This window comes from Paenibacillus sp. FSL R7-0272 (assembly GCF_037969905.1).
In the GTDB taxonomy this organism is placed as follows: Bacteria; Bacillota; Bacilli; order Paenibacillales; family Paenibacillaceae; genus Paenibacillus; species Paenibacillus polysaccharolyticus.
Genome location: NZ_CP150221.1, coordinates 1,777,941 through 1,803,549, shown reverse-complemented (window position 1 = coordinate 1,803,549; position 25,609 = coordinate 1,777,941). Strand labels below are relative to the sequence as shown.

The window sequence follows — 25,609 nt, the reverse complement described above, 5'->3', positions numbered from 1 at the left end:
CTCTCTCCTTCTGTCAGAACCTCAACTGTCTATTTCCACCTTCATCTCCCGAACATAAACAGCCGTGCCCTTGATTCGGACATCCATCCCCTCTTGCTCCCGGCGTACGTTCACCTGGACCTTGCCATCTCTACTAATCTCATGGCCCTGCTCTACTGTAAAATCAACCTCATGAATCTCTGGATTCACATATGTCAAAACATAGGCCCCCATCACCCCTGATGCGGTGCCTGTGACAGGGTCTTCTGTTGTGCCTGAATATGGTGAAGAAAAATGCCTTGCATGCATGAGAGCATCATCATCGCGTGTTTCGAAGCAGAAGGGATGTAAGGATGACTTGGGATTTTCAGATAAAATGTCCGGGAACTGAGAAGAATCCGGTTTCATTTTAACAAATGCCTCTAAACGACGAATCGGAATTAATAATGTCCATGTACCTGTACTCCCGTAAACGATGGGCATGGTCATGTCCAGATCATCCGTTGTCAGATGAATTGCTTTAGCCAGTTTCTCAACATCGCCTTGAAAGGGTACAAAACGTGGCTGATCCTGCTTCATCTCCATCAACCAGGTGTCACCTTGTTGTTCAAACTGAATTGGTAATATACCTACGTTAGTTTCAATTGTAATGGCGTCTTTACCCTCTAATAAACGACGTGTCTTAAGTCCATACATCGCCGCCATCGTCGCATGACCACACAGATTAATCTCGTGACCCGGAGTGAAATAACGCAACCGGACATCGGCTTTTTCAGACTTCAATACAAATACCGTCTCATTAAAACCGACAGCATGAGCAATCTGTTGCATTGCAACTTCACTCAGATGATCTGCATCAAAAACAACGCCCGCCGGGTTACCCTTGCCTGGAAGGCTTGAAAAAGCTTCATAGTGGTACACTTGGATAGCACGCATCTACTCTTCATCCTCTCTGTACAAAGCAGGAGTTGCCCCACCGTATAATTCAAGTGATTCATTTTCAACAACAACAGCCCCACCATCCGGGCACGCATATACTTTGGTTTGATGATTTTGAGCGTATTCTCTGAATGATTGCATCATTTCTTCGGAACGATCCCAATGAGGTGCAAACTCGAAATCTACAAGAGCAAGGGCCTGTAAATCGGTCAAACCGATATGATTCTCGTCTGCATCCTCACCGTATCCAGCTATTTGAATCGTAGGTGCCATCAGGATACTGCCCGCGCTAACCCCAATCAAAATACCACCGTCACTAACATAGGAACGCAGCTGTTCAATCCTATTTCGTTGCTGTAACAAACTTAGAAAATAAAACGTATTCCCGCCAGATAAATGAATCGCGTCACATTCGAAAAGAGAGTCCAGCATGCTTTCCTCATACTCGGTATCGAGATCATAATACTGCACATCTTCCATCTCAAACTGGCGATAAAAACGCCGAGTGTGCTCGACATAAATGCGCTGTGGGTCGGAACAGGAAGGGATGTAACCGATTGAGGGCTTGTTGTGCTGAAACAAGCTTCGAATTCTCTCATTCAGTTCATCATGGGGTTCAAAATACAGATCGCTAAGCAAAACCAGTTTACGCTGTGCCATTAGATTAACCCCTCATCTTGTATTAGGACGTGTCTTAGATTACTGCTGTCTTAGTCCATTCCATGCTTCTTAAACTCGCTGTCCAAAATGGAGAAAAAACACTGGTCCGTCCACTTATTCCGCCACCATAACTCTTCCTTGAAAATGGCTTCTCTTGTCATGCCTACATGCTGCATTAAAGCCGCTGATTTTACATTCTCGGCATTACACATGCCTACGACTTTGTGTGCTTGTAACTCGTTAAATGCAAATTGTAGTAATAACCGGGTCGCCTCGCTTCCGTACCCCTGTCCTGCATATTCAGGCAGCACTGCGAAACCAAGTTCCCAGCTTTTGCGAAAATCAACGTAACTCCACATTTGAACAATACCCACTGGTGTATCACTGGCATCATTCAAGCGACGGATAACAAAATCATACGCATACGGTGTCTCGCCCTCAACGTGGAAGTGACTGCGATACTTCTCCTTCACATCCTCTTCCTTCGTTTCCACACTCTCTTCATAAGTCCACAAGCTTGTATCACATTCCAGTTTGCATATAAAGTCCATATCCTGCTCGTTTAAGCTAGTGATCCGAATCTGTTGTCCGACGATTTCCATACTAGTGCCTAGTTCTCCTCTCCAAGGATAGCGATATAACGTACATGATTAGAAGATTCGAATAACCTTACATGCCATAACTATTGCAATTGCCCATTAATGTATCTACGATGGTTGCTTGAAGCATCTTGTATCCACAAATCCAGTTCAACCCGGCTTACATAAAACTGATCTTGAACTTTTATAAATGGAAACATTTTCCCCTCAAAGTGGTGAAAAGCATTCAAACTGCTCTGTTCTGTTTTAATGATGCTCATCACCTGATCTTCATTCATGCCCAGATATGTAGCCGTCTCTTTCAGTGTCAACAAAACCTTATCAAGCAAGAGCGTCTGCTGTGCCGCTGTCTGATTCAGTGTTCCATTACTCGAATCTTTGTCCTGATTCATGAGCAGTACAGAGCCAATAATAAATGAGACCCCCAGAATAAAACTGGCTAATAGTATCGATAATGAAAGGGAAATGGACTTCATGTGAACCCCCCTATTGATTCAGAATGTACCGCGTGACTTTTTCATCAGCAAAATGTTTGAATACACTCTCTCGGTCTGCCAAAGTTAGTTCTCTCATATACAGTCTTTGTGTCTCCATTGGCTGAAACAGCGTCATCATATATTTCTCCTTCTCAAGCTAAACATCACGGACAGTGTAGTACCCTGCCTCTCCAAGAAAATCATCTCTGGTTAGATGATGCTCACCTAACATCATTCTGTAATTCGTGATCGTACCGTCGTGTGACACGATGAATGTATGCCCCGTCTGTTTTCTGCACCAAGCCAAGAGTTGCTCTGCTAGTCATGTGAACTGTTGTGTATTCATCTGATTTATACTTTCTTCCCAGGCTTCTAATCCAACATCTATGTATTGCTTATCTGGGTATAGCAAGCTGAGTTCTGCCATTGAATAGATTTGATCACAGCCTAATGGAGCAAACTTCGGATCTTGAGGATACATTCTAGGGCCGACTAGAGGACTAATTACAGCCCCATTATGCTCATTCGTCATTAATAGTTCTACCGTTTCAAGAGTACGTTTAGTAGGACTTACCACAATAGTATCGTGAGGCATTATGTTGATGTTTTTACGTAAGGAAACGATTTGTTTTTTTCCCTGTTCAGTCAACCCCGGGTGTAATCGGTTAAGCTCCTTCGGATAATTCAACAAATGCTCCGCGTGACCATGACGAATAAATGTAATATCCACTCGGTACCCCTCTATTTCTGAATGAAGTGTCTTATGCTACTTGAATCACGAAGATTAACAAGTTCTTTTCGCAAAAAAACAGGATAAATCTCCATCTGCTCTGTCTCTTGGATGGGAAACCAGCGAAACGTTAATTTGCCATCTTGCTCCACACCCTTGAATTCGCGTTCATTATAGAAGGAATGCCCTCCGGGCAAAGAGATCACATAATAGAATCCCATTTCATGCATCTCCTTACCATCGTATTCATAAAAATCTTCGCAAACAAATGCCAACCTCTCTACCCGGATAGACACACCCAGCTCCTCCATCATCTCTCGCCGAATCGCATCCCCTGTTGATTCATTCATCTCCACTCGCCCGCCAGGCAAGTTCCAGAAATCATCCTGCTTCGCCTGGTGTAAAAGAACTCTGTCCGCATCCATCACAATACCGGCAACACGAAAGTTAAATCGGCTGTTGTCTTGCAAATACGATATATTTCTGTTCACCGAATCAGTCATCGAGCCGTCCATCCTTCAACAAATCCATTCTGAAATCCGTTCACAAACGACGGAATAAACAACACGACTAGTAGAAGGAGGCTTGCGCCCCCCCACCTGATGAATAATTTACGTTTACTAATCGCACCTAGGACGAACAACATTACCGTTACAACAATCAAACCTATCTCTACAAATTCCATCATCTTATATAACCTCCGTTATGTATCATTCTTAGTTGCCCTATAGTTCACCAATTACTCATAAATTTTGCCCATATACATCATCTGAGCACATCGCTTCCAAGGGTTATCAGGCTTCTCATAATGCGTTAATCCGTTAACGGATTCCTGCCCCCAATCTGCCGCAGCTTCCAAAAATGATTCGATTGAATCATGCTGCCATTCATCGCGACAGGTTTGCCGATCTTTGCTCAAAGCAATCAGGAAAGCAATAAAAGTTGCCTCATCCTGCACCTCATTCACAAGTTCAAATAATCTCTTCTGCACCGCGTTCTGGACCTTCTTTCATGTTGTACTTGTTAATCGATGTCCGCAATGATCCATTTCGCAGCATCACCATCTGCTTTCCATTTCCAAAACACCATGGTGGAGCTGGACTCGATGTCGTCTTCGTCCACTTCCGTAATCATTACAACACCTTGATAGAGCTTTTTTTGTTCCGTAATCGTAATGTCACCCATGGAAGTGATTTTACGAAAAGTATAATTCGGCATGCCGGAGATCGGAGATTCCGGCGCAAAGAGGCTCATATATGCCTTTTCATCCTGTTCATATAAGTAACGCATATGCGTATTCATTAGTTTGACAATTTCCAGCTCATCACCAGAATACTTGCTCTCATCCACATATTCGGGCGGGGCAACTTCATCTTGTGGCGTAGAGACTGCTGATTCATCTTCATCTACGGTTAATTCGTCATTCGTACTTACCGAGACCTCCGGTTGCTGTGTATCCTCAGGCTCTGTTTTACTCTGACAAGCCGTTACAAGCAACAACATAACACCGAGGATCAAGGCATACTTTCGGATCATTCCACTTCACTCCCAGTTCGTTTTCAACCCATGACTTCCTGTAGATGTAAAAATTTTCTCCCAGGTACATCATAACCCATAATGTGGGATTTGCGAACGAAATAAGTCAACTTCAAGACCACATCCTTCCATCATAAAAAAACACGCTGCCTGCATGGATATATCCATGCTATATGCAAGCGCGCTAGCTTAATTATTTATTTACAAACCTATTTAATATTCCTGTACCCTTAACTTGGAGCTCCTTCCCATCCTCATCCTTCAAAAGATATCGGTAGGTTGATAGAATGCCCAACTTTCGTGAATGTCCATTAACAAATTGAAGCGTCTTCTCACCATCGGAAGTCAGTTCTGTAAATCTTCTACCATCATTCACATCATATGAAACATGAATTCCATACTCACTTCCAAGCCATGCCTCAAAATCTTTTTCATCTGGATTCGTTAGTACCAAAATTCCAACCACCAGAGCCACTACAGCAACGCCAATCTGTAATCTTCTGCTTCTAGTTCTAGTTTTCCTATGCTGCATTACCATCTTTGCTGACCTCATTTCGTAAATCCTCACATCGTGTTAAAACTCAAATACCTCTTTCTTATCTATTAAGCAACCCTTCATCAAACCATACATCCTCATAATCCTCGGCAATCAGGAACCTCCATCCCGGAGCAAGTCCGAGATATCGACTAATCTTCGCATCCCATTCATCAATATGAGCAACATGTAGCGGTACAAAGAAATCATCAGCTGCCGAATATTCCTCGGCCCAAATGTACCAGCCCGTCGTATCGCCTTCTGGCTGAATTCGCATCCCATGGATAGGCTCGCGTTTCTCCTTTACGTTCCAGGCAATCCCTACCTTCAGGTGGGGTTCACTCGGAACATAGTCTGCATGGTATTTCTCACACAGTTGCTTCTGTACGTGTATAGCACTCTCCTGCTTCACCATATCCCTCCATCCTTGGCATCAGATGCTGTAATAGCCTCTGTATCCTGATAACCATTCGTCTTTGCAAAAATCCACAAAGTCGTACGGCTCGCACTTCTTGAGATAAAGCACCTGATCATGCGCTTGTTCGCCGCCCTTTTTTTCCAGATACACGATTGTTTCTTCAAAGCCTGCACCGCAAAGCAGCTGCACATCAATGTAACTGCCTGCGTCCTGATTTTTTCGTTTGGCTTGCCAGATCAGCTCTGTGTCCTCTACGCTACCGATAGCAAACAACATGATGCACAGCAGTTTCAATACCTCATGATCCTCTATTTTCTGATTCTCCATCTCTTGTTGCAGCAGCCTACGAATGGACTCCCGCCGTTCCTTGTCAGGCTCTATTCCGTATACTTGCAAAAGCTCATCTTTATTCATAGCTGTTCACCTGACTTACTTCAGAATGTCGTTTAATTCTTCCGCTTTTTTCCTGCTATCCATTCTAGCATAAAAATAAAACGCAATAACATGCAACACGATTGATAGAAGCCACATTCCCGGGAACCAAGGCGCAATTAGCTCAAACATCTCTCTGGAAAACAACCAAATGATGCCCATGCCTCCGGCAATGTTACATGTAGAAGAAATAACGATGTTCCATATCGGCTTCAACGTAAGATGATTCCACAGTGCGCTGTACATCACTCCAAACAATAAAGCCGCAATAAGGGAGATGCCTGCAATGTTCCACAAATACACCATTTGAATGGGCTGATCGCGGTAGAACAGCGTCAGCAGTAGGATGACCCAAAGTGTCGTGACCGTAAATACCTGAAAAAATGATTGTTTAAGCTGATTGATCATGATAGTTTCCTCCTAAAGTTTTGAATATAAAACCGACTGACGGAGTAGCTGGAGCCATCGGTCAGATTAACCTGAATTCTGGCATGTTCGGCAGCTGAAAAGTTGCTAATATGTGTGGCGTTGATAATCGTCTGATTATTGATTCGTACGAATGATGTATCTTGAAAATCTTTTTCCACATATTTCAGACGTAGGTTAAGCAAATATCTCTCTCCTGTGACGACACGCACCCCGCACATGCGATCTTCCGATTCAATGGCAATGACGCTGCTAAGTTTAATCCTCACCTGACGATTGTTTTTCGCCTGGATCACGACCAGTTCCGTCTCGGATTGACCAATCGCTTCCCGAATACGATCCCACTTTGACTTCTCTGCAGGATGAGTTACTATCTTGGCCTCGTTAGGCTGCATCTCCTGATTTTCCTCAAACATAACTTTCACACGTTGCCCTCCTCTCACCACTCATATTACATATCTGAAAAGACACTTCCCACTACTTTGCGTTTTGTTGCATGAACCCGTAGTTGTGTTGCATTAAAAAACAAAAAAACTACTCTTCAGAGTAGTTTTACGATCTTTTGCTCGTTTTTCTATGCCTCTGCCTTAACCTCTAAAATTAAGTCCTGATGCTGCCGTACCCACTCATTCATCGTTGTGATCGCTTGCTGTGAAGCCTGCCGATATGCTGCGTATAAACGCTCCGTCTGCTGAAGCAACTGAGGGTCATGTTCCAAATCGGTTGGCGATACTTCGTGCCATGTTTCTCCGGATTTTTTGGCATCTGTTATAAGTGCTTCAATATCATCCAGTACATCAATTATCTCATTCAAATCAAAAAATTGCATGCCTTTCCTGATCCTGCTCCAGCTACGCAAATCAATGATGTTATATGCCGAGAACCAATAAAACTCTGCCAGACTTATGGTGTGATTGTGATATGAGTAAAACAGGTATAATGCTTGTTGCCCTTCGTTTAGCCGCATGTATACCTCTTTTTTGGCTTCCATACTCTGTCCGCGGACGGAGAGCAGCATCGGTTCAATACACAGCCAGCTTAGTTTTTGCGAATCTAAATCCTCTTTTCTGATCTCAGCCTTCATTACAAGCTCCTCTCTATTCACTCTTTACTTGATTTGAACAACTCGGCCAATTCGCTCATAAGCATCCATAGGGAACCCATAACTCCATCGATTCTTATATTCCTCTAGACCTAAGTTCTTTAACTTACTAAATTCCCGGTAAAATAATTTCGTTAGCTTAACTAAAGTTAATTCCTCTGACATCAACAAAGTCCCTTCTGTGACCACCTGTGAGCTAAAAGTGTCACGCATCTCGTACACCATAAACCGAACCCGTGCCTGAGCGATTTTCTTGATTTTAAAACGGTATTCCCCTGGCTCCGTCTGCATCACCATGACAACTTCTTCCGCACCTCTATGTAGGGCAATGAGTTGACTAGCCATATCCCCCAAGGCATCCGACAACTAGGAAACTGGAATTTCGATGATTTCCTGTTGCTGAGATTCAATCTCTATATCCAGCCAGCCATGTGATTCGAGCTTCATCCCGATGTCCATCTATGTTGCCTCCCTACCTCATGCTGTAGTGCAAAATATGCTGAATACCGCTGTTGCCCATTCGGGTCAATCCAAGGTCGAGAAAACCAGATTTTACATAAAACTGATATGCAGCCTTGTTTGCCTCATTCACAGCGAGAATGATTTCGTCAATCTCAGGATGAAACTCACGTACCCAATCAGGCAGTTGCTTCATGGCATCCAGTGCATAACCTCTCCCTTGATATTGCTCCGAGATCGACAGCGCACGAATGAGTATTTTGCGATCAGACTCCGCAGGCTCCACGTATTCTGACCCTTTATGTAAAACAAAGAACCCTACAGGCACAGCCTGATGTAAAATAACGATCGGATCTTTGTCCGGATTGATCATAGCCTCTTCGATCACCTGGGCAGGCAATGCCGTAAAGTAAACTTGTTCATTTTTCAGCGTAAACCGGGTTAAATCTTGATGATATTGTTCTTCATATGGTACCAAACGAATACCTTGTCCCATCCTGTTCCCCACTTCCAGTCTCGCTAAGAATCTATATAGATTCTCTGAATTCCCTTTTTCATAGGGGAAAATCCGGTGATAAAGGCGACCGCTTCGCTTTTTCAGTTTTTTTCTGTGCTCTCCGTTAAAGTGTAAACTTATAGATGTTCGTAGACATGCCATTCTTTGAATCTTGTTTTCAAATTCAAGGCGGTCTTCAATATAAAAGTTGATATACTGTCCATCGTCAACACATGGAAATCATCCGCAGGCTCGTTCTCCTTGTTCATAAGGAAATCCAACTTTTCTCCCCTGTACTCGTACACCTCATGTGCTGACAGACTGCCAAACTCATATGCTTTTGCTGTCATCAACTGATCTAACCATCCGTAAGCACCGACGTATTCACGCAGGATTCTAAACTCCAGCTTTTTCACATCATGGGTGTACACACTTCGTCCATTCGGGTCAGCTTCGTAAGGTGGATAAATCTGATATGTCCACTCACGATCAGTGTATATATGGGCGATGTAACCGCATAGGTATTGCGCAAATTGGTGGTCTTGCTGCATCCGTTGTCTGTTTGATTCAATAACATGCTGAAAATCAGTATCTGTAGGAAATTCATGCTCTACAGCCATGAGGTGCGTTTTTGCCTTTTCACTGCGTATGTTCGTTCTCACATGAATGGAATCCGGTGCTAGGCTTCCCAGTAAGAATGATGGAGATGAATGCAGTACGATTTCAGATGCAACTGCAAAATGAACCATTGGCCAAGGCAAGCAAAGCCCTCCTTTTATCCAGAGATGTTATGATTTCAATGACGAAGCAGCGTAGCTTCACCTTTCATCAGGTCGATAAATACAGGTTGCTGAACCTTGTTGATGACTGACAAATCGATCTCATCCAGCTGATGAAACACAAGCTGCAGCGATTCTCTTTGTTCATCTTCAAACAAAAGCGTTCTATGATCCGCGGCCATGCGTCCAGCCAACTCTGCAGTAACATTAAACAAAAACATGACAAAAACGACTTCATTCCCGTCAGGATATGTATAGTTCATTTTTTCACCCGTGTATATCGCGGCCAATTCGTAAGAAATTACCTCCAAGCCCGTTTCCTCTTTCACTTCCCTGATCATCGTCTCTTCGATCTGTTCACCCGCTTCCATACCGCCCCCAGGTAATCCCCAATCTCCGTAATCCGATCTTCGTTGAAGCAAAATTTTCCCTGCATGGTCTCGAATAATAGCGCCGCCTGTTACGATAATACGTCTAGTCATTGTTCCCCTCTTTCAACAGATCGTTATACGCCAAAATGTATAATACAACGTCCGGTCTCTGCAGCATACTTTGTCATGACAGCAAGCTTGCTCAATTGATCTATTAAATCGGTTTTGTCATACACAAGCTTCTCATCGCATCTCTTCCCCGTCGTTACATCGATGCAATAATTCCCTGTAAGAACAATTGGGTCAGGAGCAAGGCTAAGTAACTCATTCCATGATCGTATAATTTGCTCAAGCTTCAACAGGATATCCTGCCCAACAATAACGGTTATCCCATGTACATTCAGTCCTGTATGTCTTGTATCAGTACTCGGATTCCATGTGTCTAACCAACGAAGAGTATCATGGATGTAAGATATAAATTCATCCTCAAACACAGCCTGCTCTACTACCCCAAGTCCACGTTTATATACCTTTCCATCAGAGTCCCAAGAGTAAGCATCCATCAAGTTTTCTTTGAGAACGGTTTGATCTTCAACAACAAATTGATGATTTGGCATTATGACTTCCTCCCAGTAACAGGGTCACTCATGCTGTCTCCTTGCCTCTTTCCGCACAAACAAAGAAGCAACAAGTGCAACGGAGCTGACAAGCGGTAACCATGTCATCCAGCCCATAATGATTAGTATAGGTGCCAGCATCAGAATGACACCGAAAAACACCATCAGACGCAGCCTTTTTTTAATGCCTTTGACCGTCCAGATCAGCCCCGTGCAAGAAAGTACGATTAATAAAGCAATGTAGTATCCATCCATCCTGCTTTTCCCCCTTCGAGAATAAAATCAGCATTTTGATGAACAGTAACCTCCGTTTATGACATCCGCGATCCAATCAAGTAATCAACCACCGGGTACGAGATTACGTTGCGATCCCTGTAGGCTGAAGCTACGGCATCTGAATATGTGCTAAGAACACCGTTCTGGAGCATCACGGGTCTGAATCCGCGCTCCATGGCACCATTGTATGTGAACAGGACACACTCTTCTGCGGCAAAACCGGATACGATGAGCAGTTCAACGCCTAAATCTTTGAGCGTCTGCTCCAGATTGGTTTGCCAGAATGCATTGGAACTCTCTTTGGTGATCGTAATATCTTCCCCATCCACATCAATCTCTGAAATGACCTGATATTGCTCGGGTTCTGCTCCCTCCATGCCTTCCACATCTTGAATATGCACGACCACATGGTCATTGGAGCGAAGTACGTTCGCGACATGATTGATATATTCGCAGGCATGGTCTATAGCCTTCTGATCCATCTTTTGACGCACAATGCTCTCTTGCATATCCACAATTAACAATCCTGTTTTCATCCGATCTCTCCTTCTAATATCCAATGGTTTAATTCGTATTTCTGCTTGTCGTTATCCAGTTAATCATCCCTAAACAATTCATGCAGCATTCGATCCCGATTCTCCAGAAAGCTGCGAGTAATCTGATAATGATCTGTATCCTCATACCTAATCTCGTGAATATGTCCGTCGTCAAAACTTAGAATATTGGCCCCCGGATACCCGAGCAGAATGGGCGAATGTGTCGCAATGATAAATTGCGAAGTACTCGACAAGTCATGAATAATTCGTAGCAACGAGAGCTGCCGCGCTGGAGACAAAGCGGCCTCTGGCTCGTCAAGCAGATAAATCCCCTTTGAACTGAAACGGTTGATGAACAAGTTAAGAAAAGACTCGCCATGGGATTGCTTATGCAATGAACGTCCGCCATAATATCGAAGAGATTCCGGCATCTCATCGACATGGGATGCAAATTGATAGAACGATTCCGATCGCAAGAAGAAACCGTTTGCCATTTTAGGCAACCAGGCCAGTCTTAGATAGTCTCCTAGTGAGGACTCAGATGCATGTGTTTCAAACACGTTATTCCGCCCGCCTCCGGCGGTATTAAATTCACATTGATGCGCGATGCCTTCCAGCAATGTTGATTTTCCAGATCCATTTTCACCAACAAAAAACGTAACGTTATTGCTAAACTCCAGTCGCCCCATGGAATGAATCGACGGGATACTGAAGGGATATTCCCCAGGTTGCTCGATCTTGTCTGACATTAATTCAACACTTCGAAGATACATGATCTACCTCCTGCCATAGGTTCATTCACGTTAACCCCTATGTCCATCGTACCCTATAATCCAATATTTTGGAAACCGCATCAATTGAAAAAGAGCGAGCCCGATCGCTCACTCTTTATGTTCCTTTTCCATGTAGCTGTACACACTTGTTCTCGAGCAAAGCACCGTATTTAAGAACTAAAACAGATGCACACGATCCTGATCCTTAGGCTAATTAAAATACAAATCTTCGCTGTGCCCAGTAGCTGAACACAAAAATTGAAATTTCCGTCAGAATTTTAGCCGCCAATAGCGGAATGATCAGTTGTTCATTATACAAATATAACAAACCGTAGTTTAGTAGTAGCACAAGCACCACAAGCGAGAAATATTTCGGTAACGACTGCCCGATCTTGGAGCCCCTACCTGCGGAAAATACATATTTGCGATTCATGGTGTAATTGAACATGGAACTGCAAAGCCTTGCGGCAACCACCGACAGAAACAGATTATGTGTGAAATACTGCATGATAAATAATAATCCAAAATCAATCAGAGCAGATAAGACAGAAGATGTACTGAACATCAGAATGGGCATGTAGATACGAAACGAGTCTGCCAAAGGACGGAAATGGGAGGATTCATTGTGGTCCAGATAGACCGTATCAATAAATTCTTCTGTAATTTCATAATCTTCCTTATGTGCGGTTAGCAGCATGTTCATCTCATACTCAAACCGTTCTCCGGGAATTTGGCACAGCCAGTCCAGCATCGCATATGGAAAACCACGAAGTCCCGTCTGTGTATCATTCACCTTAGTGCCTGTTGTCAGCGCAAACACAGTACGGGTAACACGGTTACCGAAACGACTACGGACAGGCACCTTACCTGTAAAGCGACGACTTCCTAATACAATGCCAGGGCTTGTCTGCGCAAGCAGTGTCTCAAAGATACTCCGAATATCATGCGGCAGATGCTGCCCGTCACTATCTGCACACACGACTCCGCCTTGGGGGCCATGCTCTCTTATATACTGAAAACCTGTCTTCAGCGCCCGCCCTTTGCCCCGATTGACCTCATGTGTCAGCACTGTACAACCGTACGCCTCAGCTGTCTCGAAAATTCCACGGTATTCAGCCCCGCTGCCATCATCTACGATCACAATAGGCCCAAGCTTAAATGTCTGTAACTGCATAACCAGATTCAATAAACGAACGTCAGGTTCATAGGATGGAATAAGGATTGTCATATTATTGTGCCTCCGTCAGATACAGAATGTCACTTACGCCACGCTCCTGGTTACGTCCCAAAGGATTGTTGACTACCCTGCCCATAAAATACATGGTGGAAGAACCACCGCCGTCCAGGTTATATGCCTCGGTTGCGCCCAGGTCTTTCATCGTCTGGGCAAGTTCAGCCAGCGTCATGCCCCGGCTGTCATCCTGTCTCCCATCAACCACAACGAACACATAGTGGTTTGGAGCTATCATACCGATAGCTGTTCGTGGATTCGCATCCTGAATGGAGCGATTGCCAAAGTTATTGTCGATTTTCACACGACTGAAATCACTAGTAATTTCACCGTTCTGCACCAGAATCGGCCCAAAGGATAACGTATTGGTTACCCCTTCTGCCAGCAGTTCAGCAGAGGAAATATCATTTTCGTCATACGTTTTGATCGTCCCGTCATTGAACAGGGCTAACGCATCCCTTGTCGGGCTGTCCCGATACAACACGCCATTACGGATAATGACACCATCATCACGGAATCCGTAGTAGTCACCGTTTATCGCAAAAATCGCGTTGTTTGCTTCGGCAATCTCCGATGTGTCCTCCGTGATATTGGTGCCAAAGCTATTGTCCGCCAGCGCAGTTCGCAAACTGCTCGCGTCCTTCGCCTGTACATCAGCTACATAATAGGTAATCTGATCCGAGCCGGAGCCTGTCTGCACCTTCTGAATCTGTATCTTTAGATCATCACTGCTGTAATTCCAGTCATCCGACGTTGCATGTACACCCGTTGCACTCGTTGTAGTAGAGGTTGTACTCGCTGTTCCCTCAGATCCAGCATTCGCCGTTGCAGGAGTAGCTACCGTGTTATCATCAGCCACAACCACCTGTACATGCCGAATCAAATATCGGTCAGCCAGGCTGTACAGAATGCTACCTATAACAATGACAGCCACAAGGGTAAAGGTAAGCCACCTGCGTTTTTTTCGGGAAACAGGAATGCTATGTTGGTCTTTCCGATTGTTTTTTTCAAAGAGTTTGATCATGTATCATTCACCTCTCCAGATTCATTTACGTTCTAATGCCATATTAGGACCGGTAACTTAAATGAATCTGAAATGAAAGAGGTAAGATGGCTATAAGTTTATCTTTAAAATACAAAAAAGATCCTCCGTTTCCGTTAAAGGAAATCAGAAGACCTCAAAGTAGAATGGATTTATGTGAATAAAGCATCATAAGCCGGGCAAGGGCGCTTTTCCAGAAAATCCGTTAGTGCAGCGGGCTGCTGCTTATAGATATCTTTTAGCGACGTGCCACTATAAATGTTACCAATCACCACCGGATGACACAGCTCACAGATCAGAATGTCACCGTTACCATGCAAGTGTAATTGTTTCGTACCATCCACACAGTTCGAGAAATATACACCTGGCTGTTCACGCAGATTCAATTGTTCGGCAAACCGATCCATACATGTGAAATAGAGCGTCGTATCCGGATTTTTATGTTCGATTAACGCCTTGACGGATTGAACCAGTGACTCTTTGGAGACAATCTGACTCCAGTCGGTGTGTGGCATCTTGATGCTGTTCTGAATCTCATGAATACGAACACCTAAGCCGTAGACTTTATCGCTGATCGCCTGCATATTTTCCTGATTGCCTTTGAACAGCAATGTTTCTAGCACCGTTTCCAGACCCAGCTCCGTGCACAGACGGATGTTTTGTTCCAATCTCTCATACATGCGTGGATGCACACGATAGTAGGCAGCATACGACTCCGCATCGGTGTAGTTGAAAGAAATATGAATATTGGACAAGCCGGCATCCCGTAATGCTATGATTCTTTCCTCTGTCAACAGACTGGCATTGGTGTTCAGCTGTGTATCGATGCCATGTGCTGCACAGTACGTTACAATCTCCAGACAATCCTGATATTTCAGCGTCACCTCGCCGCCTGACAGGCGTACCCGCTTGAGATGTGGAAGCTCACGAATAATTCGGATAACTTCTGCACCGCTGATACACTCCCCATCATCTCGATTGTAGGCACAGCAGTAGTCGCATTTATAATTGCAATTCGAAGTCACTCCAACCTCTAGCCCTTCCAGCTCATAGACGCCCGGGGTCTCCAGTTCAAGTGCTTTATATTTGTTTCTGATCGTCATACGCCTCCCCTGATTATCTTTCAGCCAGTTACCTCCACGTCCTGATAACCTGAAGATTATAGCGAAAGACATTCCAAGGTCGCTATGACATTATGTACGTTCCATATAAAAATGATTAACTCCTGCACCTCTATAATTTCAAACGAATAAAACCGGCGACAGCAATAACGATTACCGTATACGCTGATCTAATCTGCAATTGTGCAATGTCTGAACCATCCGTCGGTGGATGCATCAACATGATATAGAGAAAGTACAAATACACCAGAATTGAGATACCAATCACGATATTCAGCATTTTTTTTATCAAATCAGGTTTCCTTTCTTAACATGGTGCCTTGGAGTTCTGTTACTTTACGATCTTAAATGAGGAATCCTGTTCGTGTCCAATATGCTCCAGCCATTTTTCATGTTCTGAACCGTGTGAATACTCGTGTTGTCGATGGGATAAAAACTGGACGTATTGCTCCACTCCCTGTTAGCCAGCACATAATAAAGGACATTAATCACCCCACCGTGGGTCACCAGTAAAACATTCGATTGGATTCGCTTCTCTTCGAGTTGAACACAAAGATTCTCGAATGCATTTTGTATTCTTGTATAAAAATGGGTCGGACTTTCTCCGCCCGGAAAAGCAGTGTCCATCTTGAGCGTATTAAAATAAATCCCGGGGTACTTTTCCTCCGCTTCCGCATGGAGCATACCCGCCATGTCACCATTGTTCATCTCACGCCAATCAGGTGTGTGTATACCTCGAATGCCCAATGACTCTTCAATGGCTTGGCTTGTTTGCACCGCACGGGGTAGATCGCTGCTTATCACCGTATGAATATCATATTGCTCTTTATGTTCATACAGATACGATCCTAAAGCTCTGGTTTGAATAACACCTGCTTCGGTGAGTCCCCTTTGGCTCCAACCGCCGCGATAACCTTCTTCGTCTGCACCGTGTCGAACCAGGAAAATCTTCATGGCGTTCTTGTCACCTCTCACTGTCTCATCATTTAACGAACAAAAGTATTTTGCACACGTTCAGACTTGATAAAATACGGAATCCAGATCGCACAGGCAATGGCGGATCTTGCAATATCCCGAATCGAGCTTCCGTCTGCCAGTTCTCTCGCCATCGGAATCTGAGAGAGCAGCAGAGAATCCACGATGCCTACTGTAAGGCTAAGACTGTAAAAAATAATCATCAGGCGTGGAAGAATCGCTTTTTTACGATAAAAAGCAACGATGACATACACCGTGAATAATAGAAACAATATGTTGTAAATCGCCTCAAAAATAATCATTGGACCCCAAAGTGGGTGATAATAACCTGAATCTTTCGAAGTTAGAATCTCCCATGTCTCTGTGTTTAAAATGGGTAAAACAGACTGGCTAATCTGTGCAAGGAGCATCACTAATGTGAACCACAAACCAATCTGGATTAGGATCAGCCAGCCTCCGAGTCCAGACACACCCAATGGACGGTATTCTATCATTGATTCTTGAAATGGTTCTTGTCGAGGTTCTTGTTGCACTTCTAACACGTCCTTCTCTTATGCTGTTTTAACTGCCGCTATTCAATTCCATATGTATAAATACTCTATACGTTTCTTTCCTATTCTTACTTGAAAGCTATTTAGTTCCTCCCATAAAAATTTACACAACTTCCTTATTGTACTACAGTGAAGAAATGAGGCATACTCATTTTTTCTACCTCCTATTATCAGGTTCGTTATACTTACACCATGTTCCGTCCCGTCCGCTCATGTCATAATTCAACTTAACAACAGCAGCCTACGATGCTGCTTACGATTACTTATAATAAGGAGGATTTAGCCATGCCTGATCCAAAATTAACGTTACTGCCTTTTGCAGATATCTCCGTTTATACCGAAGGTTTCGATATCGTCTCCGTACAGTGGGGACACGATGGCCTTGCATATATACTACTTATCAATCAAGTCCCTGAACGAAGAAAAGGTATGTTCGTGCAAACCAAACTAAAGGAGCCATACACGTACAAAGTGCTGATTGTATCGGATCAATATGTCCAGGAAGTTGTCATCGGGGGACAACAATTTCACTATCATTATGTACAGCCTTTACAAGAACATCTTCTGCTCGTTGGTGCGCGCTGCACCTATTATGGAAACGATCAATTTGATCTGAACGCCAAAGTATGTGATATGGAAGGCACGACGATTCGAGAATTTTTGCTCGGGGATGGGATTCAGAGTGTACAGGTGACGAAGCATGGAACGATCTGGACGAGTTACTTCGATGAAGGTATCTTTGGTAACTATGGCTGGGATCAGCCCGTTGGGGCGAGTGGATTGCTCGCTTGGGATGCATACGGGAATGTGCTCTATAAAAATAACAGTGCAGACATTGCAGATTGTTATGCACTCAATGTGGTGAACGAGGAAGAAGTCTGGTTCTACTATTATAGTGACTTTTCACTTGGCTGTATTTCGGGAGGATTCAAACCGGAGTCTACTCGAGTGAACTTCCTGAATCCGAATATATCAGGTTCCTCCGGTTTCTGTACGGATGGATATCACTTCCTGTTTGATGCCGGGTACGGGAAGCATGGAACATTTATTTTCAAGAAAATGCAGAAGTCTGGCAGCCTCACCAAAGGAACGAAGTTCCAATTGCTGAACGAGAAAAACCGTCCCTTCCAACAGGCGCGACAGGATTTTCGTCAGGATCGCCTGCTACTGAGTGAGGGTGACTTGCTGTATCAAGTCACGATGGAAGAACTGTTATCTGTTATAGAGTAGCTTCCAAAGGAGCTGAGGAATGAGGAAACGATCAAAAAAGCTTGAAATCAAAGATTAAAGTCATACCTTAAAGGACAATCCCTCTTCCTCCAGCGATTTACGCAGTATAGGCATGGACGATGGCCCTATACCGTGCAGTTTCAGAATTTCTTTTTCCGTATATTCAGCAAGTTTTGGTAATGTCGTAATATCTTCTGCTTCCAGTGCGCGTCTTACCGGAGCAGACAGTAGACTCATAAATCCCTCTTTAGGTTTACGTTCCGCCTCACATTTGGGACAAGTCGAACAATCACTCTTTTTAAGAAATGTATGTCCCTTCTCGCATGTTCGCCGTGTTCCTTTATTGATTGTCATTTGGGCTTTCCTCCTTAGAGATTGTATAATACGTTTGATAATAAGTTTACTAGAATGAAATTTAAATTGCAGGAGTGTGTTTAAATGAATTTAAAAGAAAAACTGATGTACATACGAGAAAATCAATATCAAGCACAGTCAGACGCCTTCGTCCTGATCCAAGAAATGTTACATAACATAGGTACGGTGGACGCACAATTGCGTGATGAGTTGATCTATACCACCCTATCTCACTGGATTCCTGGCCTTTCTCTGACTACATCCGAATTAGAACACATTTTAACCACCGTTTTAGATCGTGACCATCTGCTTTATGGACTGGGGGAAACCCATTCCGACTCCGTATTCACACGTTCCTTTTCCATGCTGGTTATCCCTCTTCTTTTCATGAGACACGCAGCATCGCCCTTCCTGTCAAGTGAGCGCATTCATCAGATTAAGGATGTAGTCTTTCACAATGTACGAGAAGAAAAGGATTACCGTGGATATGATGAAACTAAGGGTTGGGCTCACGCTGTAGCTCATGCTGCTGATGTGTTGGAAGATTTGGCTCAATATAATGAATTAGATGAGGCTGATTTATCAACGATGCTGGATCTGGTGTACGAGAAAATGACGATCAGTGACCGGGTCTACTCCGATGGCGAAGACGAACGAATGATAACACCAGTCATGTGTATTCTGGATAGAAACATCCTTAGTCAGGCGTCCGTTCAACAATGGATTCAACGTTTTGGCACGGTGGAGAATGAATCCGAATTTTTGCCTGCCTTCAGGCAAAAAAACAACATTAAAAACTTTCTCAAAAGTCTTTATTTTAGAATCAAATTTCATGGAGTGTATGATGCTGCCTTATGTCCAACGATTGAGCAAACGTTATATAAAGTAGAACCGGTCTACTACACATCCTGAAGAATGTGTTAGAGTCCATACGATGCAAAAATAGCGGCATACTTCTTCTCAAAAATCGTCCATCGCTTTTGGGCTCCATATTTAGCGTGTAGCTGTTGTAGATATTTCTGAACAGTCGTAGTATCGCCATTTTGCAGTAGATAATGAAAGGTTTCTTCGCTTAAATGTAGTGCGGTTATGTTCATATAATACTCCACAATATCCCTGGCGCTGGTTATGTTCTCCATGTATTCAACGGCCTTTTCCAGATGGGAGAACAGTTCTTTAGAAAAGGTGACCAGGTCGGTGTCAGGTGTCAAAGAGTAGCGGTCTGGAGCAGCAGGAACTATTTTGTCAATTCTGCAGATAAAATGAGCCTGCTCCTCCAGTACTGCACCACTTGGTGTAACGATCTGTAGCTCCGCAAGCTCGGAGGAATGAATCATACCATTGATATAAAACCGAACCAGGCTTACGGTATTATATTTTGCTTTTTGAAAGTTGAATGTGTATACAAGATTTCCATCTACTTTACGAAAGTTAAGACCCTTCTTAGTATAACCGTGACGGACTAATAAAGGTTTCACTTCATTTTTGATCATCTCTTTAAAAAGTTCCTGCAACAGAGCTCTCTCCCCTCTATACCTGTTCGATTTTATAGAAATACGGCCCGCATATTGATTCATGCGTATGCACATATGTCCATGTAAACACCTTGTCAAAAATATAGATATCCTGTTGTTCATCAAAATCAGCTGCGACGACAGCACTTGCGCTCTCATAGATCTGGACAAACGGCGTATGTTGATACATCACATATAAGTCGGTCTTCTCTTCGGCATCGAAGGCTGCTCGTGCTGCTTCCCCTTCCAAACACTCCTGCTGTTTGTAACTGAACATATGCCATTTGTACTGGCTGTAATAGATCGTTTCTTTCGAAACATCATCCAAGTTATGGGCAAACACCTCATCCCAGCGCTGAACAATCTCCTCCGATTCCTCGCACAACTCGGTCACTTGTACTCCCTTGTCCGCGATCATTTTCTCATACATATATTTGCGGTACACCATTTCAACTCGTGAGTATGCCACGTTAAGTTCACTTTCCGGCAACACATCCAGCATCCGATTAATCTCTTCCCGAATCATGGGTGAACCTCCTTTATGTAGATACGTTTGTCGATACTTTACAAAACCATACTTCAAAACGGCAACAATACCTTGCGTCTACATCAGCCTTTTTCTGCTTGTCGCAGCACATAGGCCAGTTCGTACAGCTCGGCAATATCATGCCGATTCTGATCCCGGAAGCGCCGTACGGCTTCATCGATCTCTACGATCTCAACCGACACCACCTGCTCCCCATCCTCGGGATTAAGCGGCTCACCAACCAACTCCACATCTCCGTAACCAATCACCCTGACAAAATGCGGATGCGGAATATGCGGGCGATACGGCTCAAGTGAACTGGAGGTGCAGTAGAATTGCCCAAAAACCTGATAACTACGCAGCTCCCCGCCTAGTTCTTCCATCAGTTCACGTTTCAATCCGTCCATGTAATGCTCTCCTGCTTCCAACGTTCCTCCGGGCAGTTCCCACAGTCCGTTATCCAGTTGAAACACGACACACTGTTCTCCGACAAACGGAATAATACTCACATTACTCACCAATGTCTCGTCTATTTGCTCGCCTAGCCTAAACTCCGCCTCAATGATTCCCCAGTGGATCGACGTGCTCAGTGCCGGAAATTGTTGTGCATCTATGCTGTTCATTCGCATCCAATCCTCTCCCAATGAAATTCATGATGTACTGTCATCCATTCGTAGCCTGAATCTTTACCTCAACGTACACGCCATTCCCTTCCAATTATAGTCGAAAACACAAAAAAAAGGCCACCTCTCCCACAGGAGCTGTGACCCTCTCATCGCACTGAAACTAACCGTTAAGCGTATTTCTCATCAACTTATTTCTTCGAAAAGCAAATTCACAATCCTCTAACGTGCTACTAGCTTTCCCTTTTCCAAAAAAAGAACCCGGCTACAGAGCGGCAAAATCCGCTCATCATGCGTAACCATCACTGCACTCTTGCCCTGCTCCTTCACGAGCCGTGCAATCGTGCCTACAATATCCAGCCCGCGCTCCGCATCCAGGCTAGCCGTCGGTTCATCCGCCAGTAGCACAGCCGGATCATTCATTAGCGCCCGCGCAATGGCAACGCGCTGGCGTTCTCCGCCGGACAGCTTGTCAGTATATGCTTTGCGCCGGTGAGACAGGCCCACCGTCTCCAGCAGTTCACCTGCACGGCGCTCGGCTTTACTTTTGTCCATACCCGCAAGCTTCGCTACTACTAATAACTGCTCCTCCACCTTCAGGTAAGGAATCAGATTCGCACTTTGAAATATAAATCCGAGCTGGCGCAGCCGCACATCCGAGATGTCCGTTTTACTTTTGCCCATGATCGAAGAGCCATCCAGTAGTACCTCCCCATCCGTGGGTTCGAGCAGTGCACCTGCAATGGACAGAAATGTACTTTTTCCTGAACCCGAAGGGCCCATCACCGCGACAAGTTCCCCTTCTGCAACCTGTAGATCAAGCTGATCCAGAATGGTGCGCTGACTGCCACCGTCATCAAATGTCTGTGTAATCCCTTGTAATTCCAGTCGGTTTCTCATGCTGCCGTCCTCCCAATCGCATCAAGCGCATCAATTTTGGTAACCTTCCACACCGAGAACAACGAACCCGCCATCGACATCAGGATGAATAACACACAGGTCAATGCAAGGGTGGATATTCCTAATTGAAAAGGCATAGATGCTGGAAGAACAGATTCGAACAGCCGCACAAGCAATACGCTAATCACCAGACTACCGACGGACAGCAGCAACACCTGTAGCGACACACTGCCTGCCAGATAACCGTTTCGTGTTCCAATCGCTTTTAAAATGCCAAATTGACTGGTCTTCTGAATTGTAATGACGTAGAAAAATACCGCCAGTACAAATGCCGAGATGACGTACAGGAAAGCAATCATCATCAGTAATGAGCCTTGTTCCTCCTTATAACCAGGGATGGCGGATACCGCATCCGATTTGGTGATGATCTCTGTCTTTGGTAAGGCGGCACTCAGCTTGCTTACCTGTTCATCCGTACCTTTGACCGCGATTGCATTGTAGACTGTGCTCGGTGAAACAGATGGAGTCGATGTACCCATTACAGCTTCAGCGCTCTTTTCAGTGCCAGTAGCGTCAGTATTCGCTTTAGCAATCGCGCTTGTTCCAGTGCCAGTGCCGGTGTCTACTCGACCTATTACAGAAGTTGCCTGCACAGTACGTGATCCAGCTTGCAATGTAAGCCATTCCTGCTCATTCATAAACACCACCGGCGCGTGACTGAACGATTCATTTTGCACAAAACCACTCACTGTCCACTCCGTCCCCGAGGCTTGATCCACCAGAACCGTGCCAATCGTGACGCCGGATTTTGCCAGCTTCCGATCGACCACCACCTGCCCTGCGGACTGATCGTTGATCGCATTGCCTTCGGTAACCGTTGGCGCCAGCCAGCTTCCCGGGTTCACCATGAATAGGGTGACATCGATCTTCTTGGTATCGTCCGCCGGGCTGACGGTCGTCATTCGAACCCCAAGCGGCTCGGCATTATCCCGTCCAACGACAGCACGGGCCTCATCCAGCTCCTGCTGGCCCACCTGTGAACGAGTAAATCGATGATTCGAATCCTGTTCAAGCACAAAATGGGTTGCTGCCATATTTTTAATCGAAGCCGCGTTATCATACGACAGCCCCTGAGCAAGTCCGGTTACAAACAACACCAGAAACGAAACCAGCACCATGATGGTCGCGATCAAGGCGTATCGTCCTTTTGCAAATCTCATTTCCCGTATAGCCAAGTACATATGCTCTGACCTCCCTCTTGATAATCCAAGTATAGGAGGTGAAAATGAACGGAAAATGAATAACACATTACATCTGCGGAAGCGTTACGGTAAAGAGCGTGCCTTCAGCTGAACTGGACACCTCAATGGTGCCGTGATGGAGACGAATAATTTTCTGCACAATCGCAAGGCCCAGGCCGGTCCCACCAGATGAACGTTCACGCGCATGATCTGCCCGATAGAAACGATCAAACAGAAACGGCAGATGTTCGGCTGCAATTCCGTCTCCAGTATCCTGAATATACACGACACACGCTTTATCCAACTGCTCTGCCCGAACCTCAATGCTACGGCCCTTCGGCAGATGCTGCACCGCATTACCAAGCAAGTTCATCCAAACCTGCATCAGTAACACTTCATTGCCTGTAATCTTTATGGATTCCGGTACAGACATGCGCAGGGATAACTCTTTCTCCTCCAATTGCCATTGCAACACTTGAACCGCCTGACGGAATTGGCTTCTCAGCGCGAAGGTAGCTTGGGTTTGCGTCATATCTTCATGACCCTGTTCCAAGGAAGACAGGAGTAACAATTGTTTACTGAGCAACGAGAGATGCCGGCTTTCTTTTTCAATAATGGATGCGTAATGCGCCCGTTCTTGCTCCGGTAATTCCCGATCCGCTACCAATTGCGCAAATCCCTGAATGGAGGTTAAAGGTGACTGGATCTCATGGGATACGTTGGACACAAACTGTTGCCGGGCCTGGTCCACCCGTTCCAATTCACGGCTCATCGTCATAAAATGCTGGGCGAGCTGCCCAATTTCGTCACGCCTTGCTGTATTTAATTTCAGATTATAATTGCCTTGAGCAATACGTTTTGTCGCTTCGGATAGCCGTTCGATCGGATTGACCAGATAACGCGTGCTGAACAGAAAGATCAGCACACTGATACCCACCGTTAATGCCCCAATGAGCGCAAAGAAAATCCGCAGTTCTCCAAATTGCAAAATAACATCGGGACGCATGAACATGGCGTAACGAACCTCGCTCACCTGTAGTGGAACCCCCACCGTATTGCTTAATTGGTTGTCAAAAAATCCGGTAATAAACGGTTGGCTCGGAAACTCGGCCACGCCATGATACACATCGCCGCCTAGAACCAGACGAACAGCCTGCTTGTCCAACTGCTTTTCGCGGAATTCACGGCCGTAAAACTGATCATCGCCTTGACCATCGGTGACATAGATTTCGTATCCTAATGCCGCTGCATTGTGAAGATATCGCTGTACCGTACTCGGCTCAGGCTGCTCTTCGGCAAACTTTTTCATGTCCATGGCGATACCAACCAACTTCTCATCATTAAAGTCTTTAAGTTTAGCGTGATAGTAGATGTTGGAGAAAAAGAATCCGAGCAAACTACTGACGATAATCACCGCCACCGTAATGAGAAATATGCGAACGTATAACGATCTCAATGCGATTTCACCTCGATTTTGTATCCAATCCCTCGCACCGTCTGAATGACAAAATCATCGGTATAATCCGCAAAGCGGTCACGCAATCGCTTGATATGTACGTCGACCGTTCGGTCGTCCCCTTCATAATCCGCTCCCCAGACGAGACGAATCAATTCATCACGCGAGAACAGGCGCCCCGGAAACTGCGCAAGCTGAGACAGTAGTTCAAACTCCTTCATTGGTAAAAAAAGAATCGACTGTCCATCGCTTACTTCCACATTGTTGCGGTCAATCACGACCCGATTCATGCGAATGATATCGCTGGAAGTTCGGTGATATCGGCGAAACAACGCTTTGACCCTGTACACCAGTTCCTCAGGTTCAAATGGCTTGGTCACATACTCATCTGTGCCTCGCAAATATCCTTCTTTCTTGTCTGCCAGCTGATCCCTTGCGGTCAGCAATATAATAGGAATGTCGTAATGCTGACGTATGTAATCACACAGTTCAAGTCCGTCCATGCCTGGCATCATCACATCCAGGATCGCAAGATCGATGGGGGTCTGCTGTATCATTTGGACCGCCTCCACACCATCCTGTGCTTCATGTACCCGGTATCCCTCCTTCGTCATGACATGGCGCAACAGTGCGCGAATATTCGCATCATCGTCTGCTAGCAGCAGATGTTTCATCTCGTAGTCCGCCCTTCTATAGTGATCCTGCC

39 protein-coding genes and 1 pseudogene are annotated in these 25,609 nt (G+C 44.8%); 2 read left to right on the top strand and 38 right to left on the bottom strand.

Features of this window, described 5'->3' with window-relative positions:
• Positions 1-21: 21 nt before the first annotated feature.
• The 30 genes and pseudogenes from MKY23_RS08055 to MKY23_RS07910 form a co-directional block, all read right to left on the bottom strand.
• Positions 22-915, bottom strand: a complete 894-nt coding sequence (locus tag MKY23_RS08055; RefSeq protein WP_339837054.1) for a PhzF family phenazine biosynthesis isomerase — start codon at positions 913-915, stop codon at positions 22-24.
• Complete coding sequence (locus tag MKY23_RS08050) at positions 916-1,578, bottom strand: Type 1 glutamine amidotransferase-like domain-containing protein (RefSeq protein WP_339837051.1); 663 nt, start codon at positions 1,576-1,578, stop codon at positions 916-918.
• 50 nt (positions 1,579-1,628) lie between these two features.
• A complete protein-coding gene (locus MKY23_RS08045; protein WP_339837048.1) occupies positions 1,629-2,180 on the bottom strand; it encodes a GNAT family N-acetyltransferase in 552 nt (183 codons plus the stop codon).
• 80 nt (positions 2,181-2,260) lie between these two features.
• Positions 2,261-2,653 carry a hypothetical protein gene (locus tag MKY23_RS08040; RefSeq protein WP_308722158.1) on the bottom strand — a complete coding sequence of 131 codons (393 nt, stop codon included), beginning with the start codon at positions 2,651-2,653 and terminating at the stop codon, positions 2,261-2,263.
• 10 nt (positions 2,654-2,663) lie between these two features.
• Positions 2,664-2,792, bottom strand: coding sequence for a GNAT family N-acetyltransferase (locus MKY23_RS08035; RefSeq protein WP_221786930.1), 129 nt, complete (start codon positions 2,790-2,792; stop codon positions 2,664-2,666).
• A 183-nt stretch (positions 2,793-2,975) separates the two neighbouring features.
• Positions 2,976-3,383, bottom strand: a complete 408-nt coding sequence (locus MKY23_RS08030) for a phosphoglycerate mutase family protein (RefSeq protein WP_339837043.1) — start codon at positions 3,381-3,383, stop codon at positions 2,976-2,978.
• An 11-nt stretch (positions 3,384-3,394) separates the two neighbouring features.
• Positions 3,395-3,886, bottom strand: coding sequence for an NUDIX hydrolase (locus tag MKY23_RS08025; protein WP_221786934.1), 492 nt, complete (start codon positions 3,884-3,886; stop codon positions 3,395-3,397).
• Positions 3,883-4,071: a hypothetical protein gene (locus tag MKY23_RS08020; protein WP_154887057.1), complete on the bottom strand. Its 189-nt coding sequence runs from the start codon at positions 4,069-4,071 to the stop codon at positions 3,883-3,885. The genes MKY23_RS08025 and MKY23_RS08020 overlap by 4 nt, the downstream gene beginning before the upstream one ends.
• A gap of 51 nt (positions 4,072-4,122) precedes the next feature.
• Entirely contained in the window at positions 4,123-4,374 is a 252-nt protein-coding gene (locus MKY23_RS08015) for a hypothetical protein (protein WP_339837036.1), read from the bottom strand.
• Between the two features lie 32 nt (positions 4,375-4,406).
• Positions 4,407-4,919, bottom strand: a complete 513-nt coding sequence (locus MKY23_RS08010; protein ID WP_339837032.1) for a hypothetical protein — start codon at positions 4,917-4,919, stop codon at positions 4,407-4,409.
• Positions 4,920-5,112: 193 nt separating this feature from the next.
• Positions 5,113-5,457 carry a hypothetical protein gene (locus MKY23_RS08005; protein WP_221786947.1) on the bottom strand — a complete coding sequence of 115 codons (345 nt, stop codon included), beginning with the start codon at positions 5,455-5,457 and terminating at the stop codon, positions 5,113-5,115.
• Between the two features lie 79 nt (positions 5,458-5,536).
• Positions 5,537-5,869: pseudogene (locus tag MKY23_RS08000) on the bottom strand (hypothetical protein); the annotation flags it as partial.
• Between the two features lie 18 nt (positions 5,870-5,887).
• Entirely contained in the window at positions 5,888-6,286 is a 399-nt protein-coding gene (locus tag MKY23_RS07995) for a hypothetical protein (RefSeq protein ID WP_339837027.1), read from the bottom strand.
• A gap of 15 nt (positions 6,287-6,301) precedes the next feature.
• Positions 6,302-6,712 (bottom strand): hypothetical protein, encoded by a 411-nt coding sequence (locus MKY23_RS07990; protein ID WP_154982934.1) that lies wholly within the window; start codon positions 6,710-6,712, stop codon positions 6,302-6,304.
• The gene (locus MKY23_RS07985) at positions 6,709-7,146 is read right to left on the bottom strand and encodes a LytTR family DNA-binding domain-containing protein (protein ID WP_339839324.1); all 438 of its coding nucleotides are present in this window, start codon (positions 7,144-7,146) and stop codon (positions 6,709-6,711) included. Before MKY23_RS07985 ends, MKY23_RS07990 begins: the two co-directional genes overlap by 4 nt.
• A gap of 158 nt (positions 7,147-7,304) precedes the next feature.
• Positions 7,305-7,814 carry a hypothetical protein gene (locus tag MKY23_RS07980; protein ID WP_339837022.1) on the bottom strand — a complete coding sequence of 170 codons (510 nt, stop codon included), beginning with the start codon at positions 7,812-7,814 and terminating at the stop codon, positions 7,305-7,307.
• A gap of 24 nt (positions 7,815-7,838) precedes the next feature.
• Positions 7,839-8,177 (bottom strand): hypothetical protein, encoded by a 339-nt coding sequence (locus MKY23_RS07975; RefSeq protein WP_339837019.1) that lies wholly within the window; start codon positions 8,175-8,177, stop codon positions 7,839-7,841.
• Positions 8,178-8,304: 127 nt separating this feature from the next.
• Positions 8,305-8,787, bottom strand: coding sequence for a GNAT family N-acetyltransferase (locus MKY23_RS07970; RefSeq protein WP_339837016.1), 483 nt, complete (start codon positions 8,785-8,787; stop codon positions 8,305-8,307).
• Positions 8,788-8,924: 137 nt separating this feature from the next.
• Entirely contained in the window at positions 8,925-9,548 is a 624-nt protein-coding gene (locus MKY23_RS07965) for a hypothetical protein (RefSeq protein WP_339837012.1), read from the bottom strand.
• Positions 9,549-9,583: 35 nt separating this feature from the next.
• Entirely contained in the window at positions 9,584-10,048 is a 465-nt protein-coding gene (locus tag MKY23_RS07960) for an NUDIX domain-containing protein (RefSeq protein WP_336122131.1), read from the bottom strand.
• 23 nt (positions 10,049-10,071) lie between these two features.
• Complete coding sequence (locus MKY23_RS07955) at positions 10,072-10,554, bottom strand: hypothetical protein (protein ID WP_154887076.1); 483 nt, start codon at positions 10,552-10,554, stop codon at positions 10,072-10,074.
• Positions 10,555-10,578: 24 nt separating this feature from the next.
• Positions 10,579-10,809, bottom strand: coding sequence for a hypothetical protein (locus MKY23_RS07950; RefSeq protein ID WP_221786958.1), 231 nt, complete (start codon positions 10,807-10,809; stop codon positions 10,579-10,581).
• Between the two features lie 56 nt (positions 10,810-10,865).
• Positions 10,866-11,366, bottom strand: a complete 501-nt coding sequence (locus MKY23_RS07945) for an isochorismatase family cysteine hydrolase (protein WP_308722163.1) — start codon at positions 11,364-11,366, stop codon at positions 10,866-10,868.
• A 59-nt stretch (positions 11,367-11,425) separates the two neighbouring features.
• On the bottom strand, positions 11,426-12,139 hold the full coding sequence (locus tag MKY23_RS07940) for an AAA family ATPase (RefSeq protein ID WP_336122129.1): 714 nt from the start codon (positions 12,137-12,139) through the stop codon (positions 11,426-11,428).
• A gap of 214 nt (positions 12,140-12,353) precedes the next feature.
• The gene (locus MKY23_RS07935; RefSeq protein WP_339837006.1) at positions 12,354-13,367 is read right to left on the bottom strand and encodes a bifunctional glycosyltransferase family 2/GtrA family protein; all 1,014 of its coding nucleotides are present in this window, start codon (positions 13,365-13,367) and stop codon (positions 12,354-12,356) included.
• A 1-nt stretch (position 13,368) separates the two neighbouring features.
• The gene (locus tag MKY23_RS07930; protein ID WP_221786961.1) at positions 13,369-14,394 is read right to left on the bottom strand and encodes a phosphodiester glycosidase family protein; all 1,026 of its coding nucleotides are present in this window, start codon (positions 14,392-14,394) and stop codon (positions 13,369-13,371) included.
• Positions 14,395-14,564: 170 nt separating this feature from the next.
• A complete protein-coding gene (locus tag MKY23_RS07925) occupies positions 14,565-15,515 on the bottom strand; it encodes a radical SAM protein (protein WP_154982924.1) in 951 nt (316 codons plus the stop codon).
• A gap of 130 nt (positions 15,516-15,645) precedes the next feature.
• Entirely contained in the window at positions 15,646-15,801 is a 156-nt protein-coding gene (locus MKY23_RS07920; RefSeq protein WP_336122126.1) for a hypothetical protein, read from the bottom strand.
• A 68-nt stretch (positions 15,802-15,869) separates the two neighbouring features.
• A complete protein-coding gene (locus tag MKY23_RS07915) occupies positions 15,870-16,487 on the bottom strand; it encodes a histidine phosphatase family protein (protein WP_221786963.1) in 618 nt (205 codons plus the stop codon).
• Positions 16,488-16,519: 32 nt separating this feature from the next.
• A complete protein-coding gene (locus MKY23_RS07910; protein ID WP_186812209.1) occupies positions 16,520-17,041 on the bottom strand; it encodes a DUF2569 domain-containing protein in 522 nt (173 codons plus the stop codon).
• A 303-nt stretch (positions 17,042-17,344) separates the two neighbouring features.
• On the opposite strand from MKY23_RS07910, the gene MKY23_RS07905 reads away from it, so the two are divergent.
• The gene (locus MKY23_RS07905; protein WP_221786964.1) at positions 17,345-18,289 is read left to right on the top strand and encodes a hypothetical protein; all 945 of its coding nucleotides are present in this window, start codon (positions 17,345-17,347) and stop codon (positions 18,287-18,289) included.
• A gap of 60 nt (positions 18,290-18,349) precedes the next feature.
• Here MKY23_RS07905 and MKY23_RS07900 read toward each other — a convergent pair whose 3' ends face one another.
• On the bottom strand, positions 18,350-18,643 hold the full coding sequence (locus MKY23_RS07900; protein ID WP_154958348.1) for an RNA polymerase alpha subunit C-terminal domain-containing protein: 294 nt from the start codon (positions 18,641-18,643) through the stop codon (positions 18,350-18,352).
• A gap of 84 nt (positions 18,644-18,727) precedes the next feature.
• Here MKY23_RS07900 and MKY23_RS07895 point away from each other — a divergent pair, with 84 nt between their 5' ends.
• Positions 18,728-19,555, top strand: coding sequence for a DUF2785 domain-containing protein (locus MKY23_RS07895; RefSeq protein WP_339836997.1), 828 nt, complete (start codon positions 18,728-18,730; stop codon positions 19,553-19,555).
• Between the two features lie 8 nt (positions 19,556-19,563).
• On the opposite strand, the gene MKY23_RS07890 is transcribed toward MKY23_RS07895, so the two are convergent.
• The 7 genes from MKY23_RS07890 to MKY23_RS07860 all read right to left on the bottom strand — a co-directional run bounded on the left by MKY23_RS07890 (position 19,564) and on the right by MKY23_RS07860 (position 25,577).
• The gene (locus MKY23_RS07890) at positions 19,564-20,136 is read right to left on the bottom strand and encodes a DUF4304 domain-containing protein (protein WP_336122124.1); all 573 of its coding nucleotides are present in this window, start codon (positions 20,134-20,136) and stop codon (positions 19,564-19,566) included.
• Positions 20,137-20,173: 37 nt separating this feature from the next.
• Positions 20,174-20,683: a DUF4275 family protein gene (locus MKY23_RS07885; protein WP_154958351.1), complete on the bottom strand. Its 510-nt coding sequence runs from the start codon at positions 20,681-20,683 to the stop codon at positions 20,174-20,176.
• Positions 20,684-20,766: 83 nt separating this feature from the next.
• The gene (locus tag MKY23_RS07880) at positions 20,767-21,306 is read right to left on the bottom strand and encodes an NUDIX domain-containing protein (protein WP_336122123.1); all 540 of its coding nucleotides are present in this window, start codon (positions 21,304-21,306) and stop codon (positions 20,767-20,769) included.
• Positions 21,307-21,528: 222 nt separating this feature from the next.
• On the bottom strand, positions 21,529-22,206 hold the full coding sequence (locus MKY23_RS07875; RefSeq protein ID WP_154958353.1) for an ABC transporter ATP-binding protein: 678 nt from the start codon (positions 22,204-22,206) through the stop codon (positions 21,529-21,531).
• Complete coding sequence (locus MKY23_RS07870; RefSeq protein WP_339836990.1) at positions 22,203-23,447, bottom strand: ABC transporter permease; 1,245 nt, start codon at positions 23,445-23,447, stop codon at positions 22,203-22,205. Before MKY23_RS07870 ends, MKY23_RS07875 begins: the two co-directional genes overlap by 4 nt.
• Positions 23,448-23,514: 67 nt before the next feature.
• Complete coding sequence (locus MKY23_RS07865; RefSeq protein WP_339836987.1) at positions 23,515-24,903, bottom strand: HAMP domain-containing sensor histidine kinase; 1,389 nt, start codon at positions 24,901-24,903, stop codon at positions 23,515-23,517.
• A complete protein-coding gene (locus tag MKY23_RS07860; protein ID WP_154958356.1) occupies positions 24,900-25,577 on the bottom strand; it encodes a response regulator transcription factor in 678 nt (225 codons plus the stop codon). The genes MKY23_RS07865 and MKY23_RS07860 overlap by 4 nt, the downstream gene beginning before the upstream one ends.
• Positions 25,578-25,609 lie beyond the last annotated feature (32 nt).